Raw genomic sequence first — 14,920 nt, 5'->3', positions numbered from 1 at the left:
GTATGTCCGCGGTTTCGACTCGCTGTCCACAGAGGACGGATTCGCCGCGCTGACCGGGCTCCGCCGAGCCAATGGGAGGGGGCCTCACGTTCTGCGGTGTAACGGGTTCCGGGATTCGGCGATTGTCCGTTCGACGAGGATCCCGCGCGGCGGAGGTACGCGTGCCCGACGACATCTGGTTACCGGTGCGACGACGATGGGCCGCGCTGACCCCTCTCGTGCTGCGACCGGGCGGCCCGCGTGAGCGGAAGGTCCGGTTCCGGCGGCGGTGGAACTTCTTCGCCACGCCCGACGTGGCCATGGCCGTCACCGGCATGCGCGGCACCGGGAAGTCGACGCTGCTCAAGGCGATCCGCGGGCGGCTGCTGTTCGGCGACTACCCGTTGGGGGAGGAGAGCCCCGACGCGGAGTCGGACCGCTTCGTCGCGGTGACCGAGCACGGCAGCAAGCAGGTCAAGTCGGTCGTGGTGCCCGGCCAGAAGGACTCGGCGCAGGGTGAGCGGACGTTGCGGAAGTACTTCCGCAACGGCAGGTCGCCCGACGGCGTGGTGCACGTCGTGTCGTGGGGGTACAGCACGATCTGGGACTCCACCGCCGAGCAGGTGGCCATCGCCTCGACGGCCACGGGTGACGCCCCGGAAGGCGTGGACCCGGACGTGGCGCGCACCCGTGAGTACAACCGCAAGGGCGAGCTCGACGACTTCCGCCAGACGTGCGCGCTGCTCAAGGAGAGCTGGCGCGGCACGCGGAAGCGCCTGTGGCTGGTGATCGCCGTGGCGAAGGTCGACCTGTTCCAGAACGCCGAGTCGTTGCGCCAGGCGGGGCGCTACTACCTGCCGGCGGAGCAGCCGAAGGACGACAGCCCGTTCGCCCGCGAGCTGCGCGCGCTGGTGAACCACCTCGGCGAGGAGCGCTTCGGCACGGCGGAGCGGCCGCGCATCGCCGTGGTGCCGCTGGTGTCGTTCCCGGAGGATTACCCTGTCGGCGAGTCGGTCGTGCAGTCCACCGGCAAGCCGGACGTCATCTCGGTGCTCCTGACCACCTTCATCAACACACTCTGGGAGTTCAGTGGCGATGATCGAGCCTGATCGCGGGGCATTGGGCGTGGAACTGGAGCACGCGCTCGTCCACGCCGAGACGCTCCTGGCCGCGGTGGACCAGGCGACCTGGCGGCTGAACGTCCTGCGCGCGTGGCAACTGGTGTTCCTGCTCGCCGGCGCGGCGGTCACCGGCGGCCTGGTGGACGCAGGGGGGTTGGCCGCCGCCGTGGCCGCGGTGTCCGTCGCGGCGGCTTCCGGTGGAGGTGTGGGCGTGCTGTTCCTGGCGACCACCCGGATGAGGGGTACCCGCGACCGCGACGCCACGGTGATGGTGAGCCTGTCCCGGACCGCGCGGGACCTGCTTCCCGTGGTGGCGCAGGACGAGCAGTGGTCGGAGCTGCGGCTGGCGACGACCCGCGCGAGGATCGCCCGGTTCCCGATCTCGGAGCGGTCGCGATGACGGGGAGGGCGGCGTGGGTCTACGTGGGGCGGCTGGCCGACGTGCTCCAGGTCCTGACCGTGATCGGCGGCCTGGCGTTCGTGGCGTTCGCGGTGGCGGGCGTCGACGTCCTCGCCGATCCCGGCGACCAGACCCTGTTGCTCGCCGCGATCGTGCTCGGCGCCTCGTCGCTCCTGGCCGTGCTCGCGGGTGTGGTCCGAGCACAGGCGCCCGCCAGCGGCTTCGAGGAGAACGGCCGCGCGACGAACCGGATGCTGTACGTGACGGCAGCGGTGCTGTTCGCGCTGGCCGTGGTCGCGCTGGCGCTCCTGGCGTACCGCGACCCACCCGCCCAACCGCTCTGCTGGTCCTGAGCCTCGAGGTCTCGGCTCCGGGGTAAGCGCTTTCCCGCCGATGTCCGAAACCACCGCTGACGGGGCACAGGTCGGTCGGTGACGCTGCCGAGCGTCACCGGAGACGTCAGGATCGGGTGAACAGGGTGTTGCACTCGCGCTGGAGCGCGATGTCGTGCCACATCGGGTGGTGGGGTGCGGCGTTGGAGCACACGACCGAGCCCCAGGCGCCGACCCGTGCGGCGTCACGGGCGGCGGTGCGGCAGAACGCGGCGCCGACCGGTCCCTCCTCGAAGGCGCCGTGCAGCGGGGTGTAGCCGATCCAGCCCTCGCCGAACACCAGTGGCACGCCGGTTTCGGCGGCCCAGTCGGCGGCGGCGTCGATCCAGGTCGTCAGCCGCTCGCGCATGGCGGTGCGGTGGGTGGCGTAGCGGTCGTGGAGCCAGGCGTCCCACTTGCCGGGGTCGCACCAGTCGTGGACGTACACCTCCCGTCGGCCGACGATGGTGGCGTCCAGCCGCCACCGCTGCCCCTCCGGCGGGAGCCAGTCGTCCAGGTCCGGCGCGCCGGGGCGCAGCAGGTCGCGGCGGGCGCGGTCCTGGGGGAACGGACGGGTCGTGTCGCGCAGGGCGAACTCGTCGAGCAGCTCGTCCAGCACGCCGTACACGTACGGGTGGAACACCGCCACGTCCGCGGTGCGCGGGACGCCGTGCAGGGAGCCGACCGGCACCCCCGCGTAGTTCACCGCGACCCGCTGGGCGGGGTGGCGCTCCTTGAACCGGGCCAGTCCGCGCTCCAGGCGCGGGCGCAGCGCCACCACGGGGTCCCCGGCCAGGCCCTCGGCCAGGCCGCCCGCCTGCACCTCGTTGTGCAGTTCGGTGAACGCCACCCGGTCGGCCAAGCCGTGCTCGTCCAGCAGGTCGAGCAGGTCGGCCAACGCGTCGGCCAGCGCCGTCGCGCGGTCCTCCGGGTCGATCGCGCGCACGGCGTCGTGCCAGGCGGGGGAGAGGGCGAAGGCCGGGCTCTGCTGGTACTCCCAACTGGACAGGACGACGAAGCAGTCGTGCCGCCGCGCGGCGCGGAACAGGTCGAGCAGCCGTTCCCGCGCGTCGACGGTGGTCTCGACCCGCACGTCGTACCAGCGGACCCGTTCGCCGTAACCGCCGCCCAGCGGGCCGAGCCGCAGGGCGGAGGTGTCCACACCGGAGCGGAACAGCAGCAGCGGCATCGCGCAGATCCGCACGGTGTTGTACCCGCGCTCCACCGCCTCGGCGAAGCAGCGGTCCAGGTCCTCGAACGGCTCACCGGGCCCGGAACGGGTGTACCAGGTGAAGTCCCACAGCGTGATGGTCAGCTTCCCGGGGGTCACGCCTTCACCGCCCCGGCGGTCAGGCCCTCCAGCAACTGCTTGCGCAGCAGGAAGAACACCAGCAGGCTCGGCACGGCGGCCAGCACCGATCCGGCGAGCACCAGGTCGTACTGCCGCCCGGTGGCGCCGAACAGCGCCTGGATGCCCATCGGCAGCGTGTAGTCCTCGGGCTCGCTGATCACGATCAGCGGCCACAGCAGGCTGTTGTAGCTGGTGAGGAACGACCACACGCCCAGCGCGCCCAGCGCGGGACGCAGCAGCGGCAGCACCACCCGTCGGAACAGGCCGAACTCGGTGCAGCCGTCGACGCGGGCGGCGTCGACCAGTTCGTCGGGGATGGCCTGCTCGGTGAACTGGCGCATCATGAAGATCCCGAACGCGGGCGCGACCCAGGGCACGACGAGCGCGAACCACGGCTCGGTCAGCCGAGCCTTGGCGACCATGACGAACAGCGGCACGACGATCACCGCGAACGGCACGGCCAGCGAGCTGAACATGATCGTGAACAGGGCCTGGCGACCGCGGAAGCGGTACTTGGCGAAGGCGAACCCGGCCAGCGAGCACAGCAGGACCGCGACCGCGGTGGAGATGACGGCGACGACCGTGCTGATGGTGAACCAGCTCCAGAACGGCTGCGCCTGCAGCAGCCCCCGGTAGTTGTCCGGCACGGCCGGGTCCGGCAGCAGGGTGGGCGGGTAGGAGAAGATGTCGGCCCGGCTCTTGAACGACGACGCCAGCGCCCACAGCAGCGGCAGCGCGAAGACCGCCAGCAGGGCGATCAGGAAGGCGTAGAGCAGGACGCGGCCGGCGAGCGGGCGACGTGCGGTCAGGGTGCTCATCGGGGGTCCCTTCCCACGCCGAGCAAGCGGTTGGCCAGCAGCCCGAGGGCCACCACGACGACGAACAGCACCACACCCGCGGCGGCGGCGTAGCCGAGCTGCTGGCGCTGGAAACCCGCGCGGTAGACGAACATCGCCACCGACAGCGTCGACTCGCCCGGCCCTCCCTGGGTGAGCAGGAACGGCTCTTCGAAGATCTGCGCCGTGCTCACCAGCACGGTCACGGCCACGAACGCCGTCACCGGCTTGAGCGCCGGCAGCGTCACGCTGGTGAAGCGCCGCAGCGGCCCCGCGCCGTCGATGGCGGCGGCCTCGTACAGCTCGCGCGGCACGTTCTGCAGCCCGGCCAGGAAGAACACGGTCAGGTAGCCGGTCCAGCGCCACAGCACCAGGACGACCACGGTGACCTTGGCCCAGGCGGGGTCACCGGTCCAGTCGACGCCGCCGAACCCGAACACCGCCTTCAGCACCCCGTTGACGATGCCGAACTCCGTGTCGAAGAACAGGCCGAACACCAGGGTGATCACGATGGGCGAGATGACCACCGGCATGAAGAAGGCCAGCCGGAACACGTCGCGGCCACGCAGCCCGCGGGCGTTGAGCGCTTGGGCGGTCAGCAGCGCCGCCGGGACCACGACCAGCAGCGTGAACACCACGTACCACGCGGTGTTGCCCATCGAGGTCCAGAAGCTCGCGTCGGTGAGCAGGTCGGCGTAGTTGCGCAGCCCGACCCAGCGCGGCGTGCCGAGCCCGGCCCACTCGGTGCAGCTGAGGTACAGGCCGACCAGGATCGGCACCGCCATGAACAGCCCGAACAACACGAAGAACGGGGACACGAAGGCGTAGGGAGCCGCCTCGCGCTGGTGCCGCGACCACCACGAGCCGCCGGCCGCGTCGGCGGTCGTCGTCGACGCGCGGTCGAGGGTCGAGGTGCTCATCGCTTCACCTGCTGCCGGTAGGCCGCGATGCCCGCCTTGATCGCGGCGTGCGCGGACGTGCGCCCCCGGAGTGCGTCGAGGACGGGTCCGCCCAGCACGGTGGCCAGCACCTGCATGCCCGCGGCCTGGTGGAACAGCGGCAGGTCGTCGGCCGCCGCCGAGTAGACGTCGAACACGCGCTGGCCGCCGAGGTACTCGTCCCGCACCGCGAGCAGTTCGGGGTCGCGGTACAGGGGCCGCAGCGTCGGCAGGTAGCCGCCCGCGTGGTAGCGCAGCACCTGGCCCTCGCGGGTCAGGTAGACCCGGCGCAGGAACTCCAGCGCCGCCCGCGTGGCGGGCTTGTCCTTGACGACGGTGAACGCGGTGCCGCCGAGCGTGGTGGCCAGGTGGCCGCCGCCGGCGAACCTCGGCAGCGTGCGCATCCGCCACCGCCCCTTCTGGTCGGGCACGTTGGCCTGCAGGCCGTAGGCGTTGTACCAGTTCGGCATGGCGGTCGCGGCGAGTCGCCCGGACTTCAGCGCGGCGGCGCACGCGCTGCCGTACGGGTCGGGCAGCGCCAGCAGGAACCCGCTCCGCACCCCGCGTGACAGGAACTCCAGCACTTCGACCGCCTCGGGCGAGTCGAGCACGAGGGCGCCGGACTCGTCGAACACCCGCCCGCCGCGTTGCAGCAGCACCTGCGTGAAGCCGTTGACGATCGCGCCGTTGTCGCCGACCGACACCATGCCCAGGCTGACCTGCCGGTCGCGGGCCAGCCGCTCGCCGTGCTCGGCCAGCTCCTCCCACGTCGTCACGTCCTCGGGGACGCCGTGCTCGGCGAACACGTCCTGCCGGTAGTACAGCACCGTGATCGAGTTGTCGGAGTCGAGGCCGTAGGGCCGGCCGCCCACCGCGTACGGGGCGAGCTTGAGCAGGTCGTCGCCGAACGGCGCGACCTCGTCGGTCAGGTCGACGAACAGGTTCTCGGCGATCGCCGAGCCCATCACCCGCGGGAACTGGTCGATGACCACGCCCGCCAGGTCCGGGGTGTTCCCGTCGGCCACCGCCTGGGCGATCATGCGGGTGACGATGTCGCCCGGCGCGGCGGAGGTGATCCGCGGTCGGAAGGTGAACGCCGAGCCGCCGGTGATGGCGGGATCGGCAGCGGCCTCGGTGAACGTGGTGACGTAGCCGGGGTCGTGGGTCCAGACGCGCAGGTCCACGCCGCCGGAGGTGATCGGCGCCGTCGAACGGGCGCCGCACGCGCCCGACGCGCCCAGGGCCGTGACGCCGAGCGCGCCGCGCAGCAGGGACCTCCGGCTCAGGCGGCTCACCACAGCTCCACCCGCGTGCGGCGGACCAGCCGGACCGAGTCGACCGCGGCGGTGTCCCGTGCGGCCTCGTACCGCGAGCGCACCGACTGGTCGACGTACACCGCGTTGCCGTCCGGGCGCGGCAGCACCCGGATCTCCACGCCGTGCTCCAGCACCTCGTCGGCGAAGCGGCGCAGACCGATCTCCCACTCCGGGCCGTGCCAGAAGTGGTCGGCCACGAGCCGGCCGCCGACGTACGCGCGGGCGACGTCCCCGGTGTAGTCGCACCCCAGCAGCACCTCGCCGTCGCCGCGCAGCGCCTCGGCGGGCACGGCGACGTGGAAGACCGCGGCGTGCTCGAAGTCCTCGTCCACCGGCGCCGACGCCCGCAGCCGCGGACCGCCCGTCCGGGCGGGTGGCGCCTTGGCTTCGGCGCGCACGGCCGTCGTCACCGGTTCGCACGACGTGGCGTCCGTGGCGAGGCGCACGCGGGTGAACGCGCCGTGCGGCTCTCCGGCGAGCCGTTCGGGCAGGAACGACACGTCCAGCAGACCGGCCGTCGTCTCCACCCACGCCGAGTCGCCGTCGACCACCACGGGCTCGTCGCACAGCACCAGCGTGTCGACCCCGGCCGACGACAGCCGCTGCACCCGGAGCCCGGTGTCCTCGTCGAGGACCAGCAGTCGTGCCGTCGCGCCGTCGGGCGTGGTGGCCGTGAGCACGGCGTCCACGCCGGGACGGGGGACGGTGGCCACGCCCTGGTCGTCGACCGGCGCGCCGCGCACCCGCGTGCCGGCGGGGAACGCGAACCGCGCGGGGATGCCCGCCGTGGCCACGAACACGGCGGTGGGCACGCCGTCCCAGGTGAACCGGGTCACCGGCATCGCGCTCGCCCAGGCCAGGTCCACTCCGCCGACCACGTACCCGATGGGCCACGCGAAGTGCGCTCCGGACGGGATCGTCACGCCCTCGGCGGGCAGCCGCACGGTCCGGTCGCCGAGCACGACGTCGAACCGCACGTCGTGGTGCTCGGGCAGCGGTTCGTGGGGCTGGTGGTTGTTGACGAACAGGAACGCCCGGTCACCGCTCCACCGCACCGACCAGCGCAGCGCGCCGCGGTCGTCCAGGTCCGGCGGTCGTTCGTCGGGCAGGTGTGCGACGGCCGGCGCGAGGTCGGCGCCGCAGTCGCGCAGGAACAGGTGCTGAAGTCGCAGCGCCGCGAACGACGGCCGCACCTGCCCGTACTGGCCCAGCGGGGCCTGGAAGTCGTAGTCCACGACCGGCAGGTCGTTGGGGTAGCCGGTCTCGTGCGACTCCTGGTTGCCCGTCGCGAGGTCCAGTCGCTGCGAGCAGCCGTGGTAGAGGTAGTAGCCCTGCCACGCCGACCCGCTCGCGAGCTTGGCCAGCGCCAGGGCCGAGACGTCCGCCGCCGGGACGAGGGGACGGCGGTGGTACGCGATCGCCATGCCGCCGCCCAGCTCGCACGTCGCGTAGGGGTAGCGGGTGTCGTCGGGACCGCTGCCCTCGGGTGCGGTGGTGCGCAGGTCGGCGCCGATCGCGTGGTCGTCCCGGATCGGGGTGGGGAAGTAGTGGCGGCGGACCTCGCGCGCCCAGCCGTCGGAGGCGTTCTCCCAGAACGCCTCGGGATAGCCGCCGTAGACGGGGATCACGACGTCGGGCGGGAGCCGGGCGGCGCCCCAGCCGGTCGCCGTCCACAGTGGAGCGCTCATGCCCGCCGCTTCGGCGAGCACGCGCAACGTGGCCAGGTGGTCGGGCTGGTCGTACAGCTCGTTCTCCACCTGCACCGCGACGATCGGACCGCCGTCCGCCCACCACAGCCCGGCCAGCTGCCCGGCGATCGCCTCGTAGTACGGCCGCACGAGGTCGAGGTAGGCGGGGTCGTCGGTGCGCGGTGTGCGGCCCGACCCGTCCACCCAGTCCGGGAAGCCGCCGTTGCGGCACTCGCCGTGCGACCACGGACCGAGCCGCACCGACACCGCGAGGCCGAGCTCGGCGCACAGCTCGACGAAGCGCCGCACGTCGCGGTTGCCGTCGAAGCGCAGCCGCCCGCGCACTTCCTCGTGGTGGTTCCAGAACAGGTAGGTGGCGACGAGGTCGATCCCGCCCGCTCTCATCATCAGCAGCTCGCGCCGCCAGAACGCCTCCGGGAAGCGGCTGAAGTGGAACTCGCCCATCACCGGCAGCCACGGGCGCCCGTCCCGGCTCACCGCGCGGCTGTCGACCCGCACCGGTCGGGGACCACCGGCGCCCATCGGCAGGTGCCCCACCAGCGGCGGGACGGGGACGTGAGCGTGCAGCGTGGGCATGTGGCGCTCCTGGTCTCCGGTGGCCGGGCGGGTTCATCGTGGGCACCGGCCTCGGCACTGTCAAGGATTATTCATAATTAATGAGGACTTGCTACGCTCTTGGACGACCACCGCGGGGAGGAGCGACATGGCCCGCTACACCGGCCGAGGAGTGCACTACCAGGTCGTGCAGGACATCGGCTCGCGGATCGTGGCCGGCCGGCACGCGCCCGGCGACGTGCTCGACCTGCGCGCCCTGGGCGACGAGCTGGACGTCAGCCTCACGGTGCTGCGCGAGGCGCTCAAGGTGTTGACCGGCAAGGGCCTCGTGGACGCCAGGCAGAAGCGGGGCACGTTCGTCCGGCCCCGGGCGGAGTGGAACCTGCTCGACGCCGACGTGATCGACTGGCGCATCGACGGCGGCGACGCCGAACGCGTCCTGCGCGACCTGGCGGACCTGCGATCCGTCATCGAGCCCGCGGTCGCCCATCGGGCCGCGCTGCGCCGCACCGACGACGACCTGCGAGCCCTCGACGCGGCGCTGGACGCCATGGCCTCGGCCGGGCGCGATCCCGCCGCCGCGGCGGAAGCCGACGCCGTGTTCCACCGCGCGCTGCTCGCCGCCACGGGCAACGAGCTGTTCGCGCGCATGGACCTGCTCCTGGAACCCGGCCTGCGCGCCCGTGACCGCCTGGTGCACGCCCACACCGACGTCGACGACCCCGTGCCCAGCCACCGCGCGGTCCTCGACGCCGTGCGCGCCGGCGACGGCCCGCGCGCCGAGCTGGCCATGCTCGACCTGCTGGCCAAGGCCCTGGAGGACCTCGACGCGGTGGCCGCCCGGACGGAGCGCCGGTGACCGGGCCGCTGTCCGGCCGCGTCGCCGTGGTCACGGGCGCGGCGCGGGGCATCGGCGAAGCGACCGCGCGCCGGCTGGCCCGTGACGGCGCGGCCGTCGCGCTGCTGGACGTGTCACGGGAGGTGGAAGCCGTGGCGTCGGCCATCACCGGCGCCGGTGGACGCGCGGTGGCCGCGCACTGCGACGTCAGCTCCGAATCCGACTGGGCCCGGGCGGTCCGCGTCTGCCGCGACGAGCTGGGGCCGGTCGACGTGCTGGTCAACAACGCGTACACGGTCGACGTGCGGCCCGCGCACGAGACCACCACGCGGTCCTGGGAACGGCAGCTCGCGGTCAACCTCACCGGTGCGTTCCTCGGCGTCCGCGAGTGCCTGCCCGACCTGCGTCGCGACCGGCGCGGCGCGGTGGTGCTGACCTCCTCCGTGCACGCCCTCGTCGGTCTGCCGGGGCGCGCCGCCTACGCCTCGGCCAAGGCCGGGCTGACCGGCCTGACCCGCCAACTGGCCGCCGAGTACGGCGCCGAGCTGCGCGTCAACGCGGTCCTGCCCGGGCCGGTGCTCACCGCCGCCTGGGACGACATCGGGCCCGACGACCGCCGCGCCAGCGCCGAGCAGACCGTCGTGGGACGCCTCGGCCGCCCGGCGGAGGTGGCCGCCGTCATCGCCTTCCTGGTCGGCGACGACGCCTCGTTCGTCACCGGCGCCTGCGTGCCGGTCGACGGCGGGTGGAGCGTCTACAAGACCTCGTCCTGACCGGTCGTCGCGACCAGAGAGGAGGGCGCCGCGTGAAGATCACCGCCGTCGAGACGTTCCTGGTCCCACCCCGTTGGCTGTTCTGCCGCGTCAGCACCGACGAAGGCGTCACCGGCTGGGGCGAACCGGTGGTGGAAGGCCGGGCGGAGACCGTGCGCGCGGCCGTCGAGGAGCTGTCCGACCTGCTCGTCGGCGCCGACCCGGGCCGCATCGAGGACCTGTGGCAGGTGATGACGAAGTCCGCGTTCTACCGCGGCGGCCCCGTCCTCTCCAGCGCCGCCGCCGGCGTCGACCAGGCCCTGTGGGACATCCTCGGCAAGTCGCTCGGCGTGCCCGTGCACCGACTGCTCGGCGGCGCGGTCCGCGACCGGGTCCGCGTGTACGGGTGGATCGGCGGTGACGAGCCCGCCGAGGTCGCGGACGCCGCCGCCGCGCAGGTCGCCGCCGGGCTCACCGCCGTGAAGGTCAACGCGAGCGGCCGGACGGGCCCGATCCCGACCCGCTCCGAGACCGCCGCCGTCGTCGCGCGCCTGGCCGCGGTGCGCGAGGTCATCGGGGACGACCGCGATGTCGCCGTGGACTTCCACGGCCGGTTCACCACGGCCGCCGCCCTGCGCGTGCTGCCCGAGCTGGCGCCGCTCCACCCGCTGTTCGTGGAGGAACCGGTCCTGCCCGAGCACCGCGACCGGCTCGCCGACGTCGTGAGGGCGAGTCCCGTGCCGATCGCCTGCGGTGAACGCCTGTACTCGCGAGCGGACTTCCTGCCCGCGTTGCGCGCCGGCGTCGCGGTGGTGCAGCCGGACCTGTCCCACGCGGGCGGCATCTCCGAGGTGCGGCGCATCGCGTCCCTGGCGGAGGTCCACGACGCGTTGCTGGCACCGCACTGCCCCCTGGGCCCCATCGCGCTGGCCGCCAGCCTCCAGGTCGCGTTCGCCACCCCCAACTTCTTGATCCAGGAGCAGAGCATCGGCATCCACTACAACCGGGGCGCCGAACTGCTCGACTACGTGCTCGACCGCACCCCGTTCACCTTCCACGACGGCGCGATCCGCCGCTGGGACGCGCCCGGCCTGGGGATCGAGGTCGACGAGGACGCGGTGCGGCGCGCGGACGCGGTCGGACACCGGTGGCGACCCCCGGTGTGGCGGCACGACGACGGTTCGTTCGCCGAGTGGTGACGAGGAGCGGAGGAAGACGTGCGGTTGATCGAGGCACTGCGTGACCACCGGCTGATGGCCATCATCCGCGGGCGCGACGCCGAGGCGTGCGAGCGCGTCGCCGCCGTGCTCGTGGACAACGGGATCTCGCTGGTGGAGGTGTCGCTCACGGGCACCGACGCGCTCAAGGTCATCGAGCGCGTCGCCGCGACCGCGGGCCCGGGTGTCCACGTCGGCGCGGGCACCGTGCTGACCGCCGACGACGCCCGCCGGGCGCGGGACGCGGGTGCGACCTTCGCCGTGACCCCGGCCCTGGGTGAAGGCGTGCAGGCGTCGGTCGGGCTGGGGCTGCCGGTCCTGGCGGGCGCGTTGACCCCCACGGAAGTCCTTGCGGCGCACCGCGCGGGCGCCGCGGCGGTCAAGGTGTTCCCGGCGTCCTCGCTCGGACCCGGGCACGTCGCCGCGCTGCGCGCACCGTTCCCGGACGTCCCGCTCGTCCCGGTGGGCGGCATCGGCGTGGACGACGTCGAGCGGTACCTGGCGGCCGGCGCGGTCGCCGTCGGCATCGGCTCGCCGCTCACCGGTGACGCGCCCGACGGGGGAGACCTGGCGGGGTTGGCCCGGCGGGCCCGCGCGTTCGTCGCGAAGGCGGTCGGGGCGTGATCGACGCGATCGCGTTCGGCGAGACCATGATGTCGTTGCGGTCGACCGGCGGCTGGCGCCTCGGCTCGACCGCCACCACCTCGATCGCCGGCGCGGAGAGCACCGTGGCCATCGGGCTAGCCAGGCTGGGCCACACCGCCCGGTGGGTGGGCCGCGTGGGCGCGGACGAGCCGGGCGAGCTGGTGCTGCGGACGTTGCGGGCAGAGGGCGTGGACACCTCCGCGGTGGTCCGAGACGAGGACGCGCCCACCGGGCTGATCCTGTTCGAGCAGCGCACCCCTGACGTGACCCGCGTGCTGTACCACCGCGCCGGGTCCGCCGGGTCACGCCTGACCGGGCAGGACGTGGTGGCGGGCCTGACCGGCGGCGCCCGGCTGCTCCACGTCACCGGCATCACGCCCGCGCTCGGCGCCGAACCGCTGGCCGCCACCCACGCCGCCGTGGACCACGTGCTCGACCAGGGCGGCCTGGTGTCCTTCGACGTCAACCACCGCAGCCGCCTGTGGTCCGCGGCGGAGGCGTCACGGGTGCTCACCCCGTTGGCGCGCAAGGCATCCGTGGTCATCGGCTCGCCCGAGGAGCTCGACCTCGTCGGGAGCCCCGGCGACCACGTCGTCACCAAGCTCGGCGCGGACGGCGCCCGGGTGCGCACCGCCACCGGCACTTGGACCGCGCCCGCCCACCGGGTCCGGGCCGTGGACCCGGTGGGCGCCGGCGACGCGTTCACGGCCGGCTACCTGTCCGGCCTGCTGGACGGCCTCGACCCGGCGGCGTGCCTGGCGCGGGCCAACACGACGGCCGCGTTCGCCGTCATGACCGTCGGCGACTGGGAAGGCCTGCCGACCAGGCCCGAACTGCCACTGCTCGACCTGGCCCCCGGCTCAACCCTGCGATGACCCCAGCGACCGCCTGGCGACCGCCTCCCGGCCGCCTCGCGGCCGGCAAGTCGCCCGTGCGTCACCCGGTGCGGTCGCGCCGCTGCTCCTTCGGCACGTACTCGAACGTCGGACCCGCCGTCGTCCGACCGTCGCCACTGGGCATCCGCATCAGCGCACGCGCCTGCTCGCGCAGCGCGTACATGACCCCGACCGAAGCGCCGAGCCGCGCCGGGCTCCCGGTGAACGCTTCCTCCAACAGGTGCAGCAGTCCGCAGTAGGTGTCGTTGAACTCCTCCTGCGCGAGCCGGACGGGGCTGCCCGGCGCGTAGTCCGCCGTGCGCTGGTTCGGCCGCATCGGCGCCACACCACCGAGGTCCACGGGCAGTTCTTCGCCCGTGGGGCCGCACCGCGGCGTGTCACCCGCCCGGAACCGCCTGCCCCGCTTCAACTCCACGAACCGGTAGTAGTGCGCGACCTCGTCGCGGTCAGGGTGGAACACGTCCCGGTCGCCGTCCCAGACCTCCGTGCGGGCCGCGCCCTCGCCCTGCTCGACGATCTCGCCGATCGCCGCGAGCGCCGACTCCAGGTCCTGCACCGCGATCGCCCGACCGCCGCCCCGGCGCAGGCGGAAGTCGCGGACCTGCCGCCCGGGGTCGCCGGTGAACACGGCCTCCCCGCCGAGCGAGGCGCACAGGTCGCGCAGACCCTGCTCGATCGCCGCGTAGAACTGGCCGATCGTGGCGTAGCCCTCGGTCTGCGCGGGCCCGTCGGCACGGGCGGGCTGCTCGATGTGCAGGAACACCTCCAGGGCGGCCGGGCCGAACGGGGCGAGCCCGACCCGCACGGACCCGTCACTGTGGGGCAGCGGGTGGGGGTAGGTCGGCAGCAGGTGCGGCGCGTCGAGCACCGGGTCGCCACCGACGGCGTTGAGCAGGTTCGCCGCCAGCAGCAGGTGCAGCATCTCCTCGGCGAACACGGTGCCGACGACCTCGGCGGCCTCGGCGTTGCGCTGGGGATCGAGGGAGTACAGGGCGCAGAGGTACGGCGGCAGCGTGGCGTGCTCCAGCTCGATCGCCCATTGCGGGTGCGCGCGCAGGTCCTCGATCGTGGTGATGCCGGTCATGGTGGTCCTTCCTCGAAGGCACGCGGGCGAACGGCCCGCTGACCGGGAAGACCGGACAGCCCTCGGATCGGTGACCGCGGGAAGACCGGACGAACGTCACAGTGCCCGCGGCAGAGGGGCGTCCTCACGGCGCCGGTGGGCTCGCGTCGGGCCGGACGACCGCGACCGGGCACGGCGAGTGGCGCAGCACCGCTTGACTGGCGCCCCCGCCCGACCGAGGGCAGGCGGGCGCAGGTGCCGGCCAGGACCGAGCCGAGCGGCGGGCTGTGACACCGCCGGCGCGTCACAAAACCCGGAGGTGTCCGGTCTTCGCTGGTGATCCCGTTCCTCAAGGAGGTCTTGCCATGTCGTTCACCGTGGTGCAGGAAGCGCACCCACCCGTCATCCCGGCCGGTGCGCACGCGATGACCGTCGTCGTCGAGTACCCGCCCGGCGACCCCGGCACCCCGCCGCACCGGCACCCCGGACCGGCCTTCGGCTACGTGCTGGAGGGCGAGATGGTCTTCGAGCTCGAAGGCGAACCGGCGCGCGTCGTGCGAGCGGGCGAGGCGTTCTGGGAACCGGGTGGCGATGTCATCCACTACCAGGACGGCAACAACCGCGACGACATCCCGGTGCGGTTCACCGTCACCATGCTGTGCGAGCCGGGCAAGCCCATGGTCGACCTCGTGGACGCCGACGAACTCGCCCAGCGGGCGGACCGCCGGGCGCCGCGGCCGAACTGACCCGGGGCCACGCAGTTCATCCGGCTGGTCGGGGAGAGGACGCCGTCGCACACGGCGTCCCGGATCTCGGGGGGGGGGGGCGGGGGGGGGGGCGGGGGGGGGGGTGGGGGGCGGGGGGGGGGGGGGGGGGGGGACCCCCTTTGGCGCCTTGGGCGGACGGGAAACAAGGGGGGCTTTGGCGGGGGCG

The 14,920-nt window shown here is 73.5% G+C and carries 15 protein-coding genes; 9 read left to right on the top strand and 6 right to left on the bottom strand.

The window, feature by feature from the left end; translation table 11 throughout:
• Positions 1–161 precede the first annotated feature (161 nt).
• The 3 genes from ACZ7GX_RS10990 to ACZ7GX_RS10980 are packed head-to-tail and all read left to right on the top strand — an operon-like array spanning position 162 to position 1,853.
• The gene (locus ACZ7GX_RS10990; RefSeq protein WP_498775258.1) at positions 162–1,088 is read left to right on the top strand and encodes a GTPase domain-containing protein; all 927 of its coding nucleotides are present in this window, start codon (positions 162–164) and stop codon (positions 1,086–1,088) included.
• Positions 1,075–1,500 (top strand): hypothetical protein, encoded by a 426-nt coding sequence (locus ACZ7GX_RS10985; protein WP_498775256.1) that lies wholly within the window; start codon positions 1,075–1,077, stop codon positions 1,498–1,500. The genes ACZ7GX_RS10990 and ACZ7GX_RS10985 overlap by 14 nt, the downstream gene beginning before the upstream one ends.
• Positions 1,497–1,853 (top strand): hypothetical protein, encoded by a 357-nt coding sequence (locus ACZ7GX_RS10980; RefSeq protein WP_498775254.1) that lies wholly within the window; start codon positions 1,497–1,499, stop codon positions 1,851–1,853. Before ACZ7GX_RS10985 ends, ACZ7GX_RS10980 begins: the two co-directional genes overlap by 4 nt.
• Before the next feature lie 106 nt (positions 1,854–1,959).
• Here the strand turns inward: ACZ7GX_RS10980 and ACZ7GX_RS10975 are convergent, their stop codons facing one another.
• The 5 genes from ACZ7GX_RS10975 to ACZ7GX_RS10955 are packed head-to-tail and all read right to left on the bottom strand — an operon-like array spanning position 1,960 to position 8,597.
• Positions 1,960–3,201: a cellulase-like family protein gene (locus ACZ7GX_RS10975; protein WP_498775252.1), complete on the bottom strand. Its 1,242-nt coding sequence runs from the start codon at positions 3,199–3,201 to the stop codon at positions 1,960–1,962.
• On the bottom strand, positions 3,198–4,040 hold the full coding sequence (locus ACZ7GX_RS10970; protein WP_498775250.1) for a carbohydrate ABC transporter permease: 843 nt from the start codon (positions 4,038–4,040) through the stop codon (positions 3,198–3,200). Before ACZ7GX_RS10970 ends, ACZ7GX_RS10975 begins: the two co-directional genes overlap by 4 nt.
• The gene (locus tag ACZ7GX_RS10965; RefSeq protein ID WP_498775248.1) at positions 4,037–4,978 is read right to left on the bottom strand and encodes a carbohydrate ABC transporter permease; all 942 of its coding nucleotides are present in this window, start codon (positions 4,976–4,978) and stop codon (positions 4,037–4,039) included. Before ACZ7GX_RS10965 ends, ACZ7GX_RS10970 begins: the two co-directional genes overlap by 4 nt.
• Complete coding sequence (locus tag ACZ7GX_RS10960) at positions 4,975–6,291, bottom strand: ABC transporter substrate-binding protein (protein WP_498775246.1); 1,317 nt, start codon at positions 6,289–6,291, stop codon at positions 4,975–4,977. The genes ACZ7GX_RS10965 and ACZ7GX_RS10960 overlap by 4 nt, the downstream gene beginning before the upstream one ends.
• On the bottom strand, positions 6,288–8,597 hold the full coding sequence (locus tag ACZ7GX_RS10955; RefSeq protein ID WP_498775244.1) for a beta-galactosidase: 2,310 nt from the start codon (positions 8,595–8,597) through the stop codon (positions 6,288–6,290). Before ACZ7GX_RS10955 ends, ACZ7GX_RS10960 begins: the two co-directional genes overlap by 4 nt.
• Before the next feature lie 127 nt (positions 8,598–8,724).
• Here ACZ7GX_RS10955 and ACZ7GX_RS10950 point away from each other — a divergent pair, with 127 nt between their 5' ends.
• Genes ACZ7GX_RS10950 through ACZ7GX_RS10930 form a run of 5 tightly spaced genes read left to right on the top strand, consistent with a single transcriptional unit; the run spans position 8,725 to position 12,903 of the window.
• The gene (locus ACZ7GX_RS10950; protein WP_498775242.1) at positions 8,725–9,435 is read left to right on the top strand and encodes a FadR/GntR family transcriptional regulator; all 711 of its coding nucleotides are present in this window, start codon (positions 8,725–8,727) and stop codon (positions 9,433–9,435) included.
• Positions 9,432–10,187 (top strand): SDR family NAD(P)-dependent oxidoreductase, encoded by a 756-nt coding sequence (locus tag ACZ7GX_RS10945; protein WP_498775240.1) that lies wholly within the window; start codon positions 9,432–9,434, stop codon positions 10,185–10,187. Before ACZ7GX_RS10950 ends, ACZ7GX_RS10945 begins: the two co-directional genes overlap by 4 nt.
• A gap of 32 nt (positions 10,188–10,219) precedes the next feature.
• Positions 10,220–11,365 carry a galactonate dehydratase gene (gene dgoD, locus ACZ7GX_RS10940; RefSeq protein WP_498775238.1) on the top strand — a complete coding sequence of 382 codons (1,146 nt, stop codon included), beginning with the start codon at positions 10,220–10,222 and terminating at the stop codon, positions 11,363–11,365.
• A gap of 18 nt (positions 11,366–11,383) precedes the next feature.
• Complete coding sequence (locus ACZ7GX_RS10935; protein WP_498775236.1) at positions 11,384–12,007, top strand: bifunctional 4-hydroxy-2-oxoglutarate aldolase/2-dehydro-3-deoxy-phosphogluconate aldolase; 624 nt, start codon at positions 11,384–11,386, stop codon at positions 12,005–12,007.
• On the top strand, positions 12,004–12,903 hold the full coding sequence (locus ACZ7GX_RS10930) for a sugar kinase (RefSeq protein ID WP_498775234.1): 900 nt from the start codon (positions 12,004–12,006) through the stop codon (positions 12,901–12,903). Before ACZ7GX_RS10935 ends, ACZ7GX_RS10930 begins: the two co-directional genes overlap by 4 nt.
• Before the next feature lie 61 nt (positions 12,904–12,964).
• On the opposite strand, the gene ACZ7GX_RS10925 is transcribed toward ACZ7GX_RS10930, so the two are convergent.
• A complete protein-coding gene (locus tag ACZ7GX_RS10925; protein ID WP_498775232.1) occupies positions 12,965–14,008 on the bottom strand; it encodes a ferritin-like domain-containing protein in 1,044 nt (347 codons plus the stop codon).
• Between the two features lie 344 nt (positions 14,009–14,352).
• Here ACZ7GX_RS10925 and ACZ7GX_RS10920 point away from each other — a divergent pair, with 344 nt between their 5' ends.
• A complete protein-coding gene (locus tag ACZ7GX_RS10920) occupies positions 14,353–14,733 on the top strand; it encodes a cupin domain-containing protein (RefSeq protein WP_498775230.1) in 381 nt (126 codons plus the stop codon).
• Positions 14,734–14,920 lie beyond the last annotated feature (187 nt).

This window comes from Actinosynnema sp. NPDC037264 (assembly GCF_055603705.1).
The sequence above is the reverse complement of the archived record's forward strand: the minus strand, read 5'-3'. Positions and strand labels throughout refer to the sequence as shown.

Excerpts from the sequence above, each read along its gene's own strand:
- ACZ7GX_RS10920 (WP_498775230.1), top strand. The coding sequence starts at position 14,353 with ATGTCGTTCACCGTGGTGCAGGAAGCGCACCCACCCGTCATCCCGGCC.
- ACZ7GX_RS10950 (WP_498775242.1), top strand. The coding sequence starts at position 8,725 with ATGGCCCGCTACACCGGCCGAGGAGTGCACTACCAGGTCGTGCAGGAC.
- ACZ7GX_RS10980 (WP_498775254.1), top strand. The coding sequence starts at position 1,497 with ATGACGGGGAGGGCGGCGTGGGTCTACGTGGGGCGGCTGGCCGACGTG.
- ACZ7GX_RS10955 (WP_498775244.1), bottom strand. The coding sequence starts at position 8,597 with ATGCCCACGCTGCACGCTCACGTCCCCGTCCCGCCGCTGGTGGGGCAC.
- ACZ7GX_RS10925 (WP_498775232.1), bottom strand. The coding sequence starts at position 14,008 with ATGACCGGCATCACCACGATCGAGGACCTGCGCGCGCACCCGCAATGG.
- ACZ7GX_RS10970 (WP_498775250.1), bottom strand. The coding sequence starts at position 4,040 with ATGAGCACCCTGACCGCACGTCGCCCGCTCGCCGGCCGCGTCCTGCTC.
- ACZ7GX_RS10985 (WP_498775256.1), top strand. The coding sequence starts at position 1,075 with ATGATCGAGCCTGATCGCGGGGCATTGGGCGTGGAACTGGAGCACGCG.
- ACZ7GX_RS10965 (WP_498775248.1), bottom strand. The coding sequence starts at position 4,978 with ATGAGCACCTCGACCCTCGACCGCGCGTCGACGACGACCGCCGACGCG.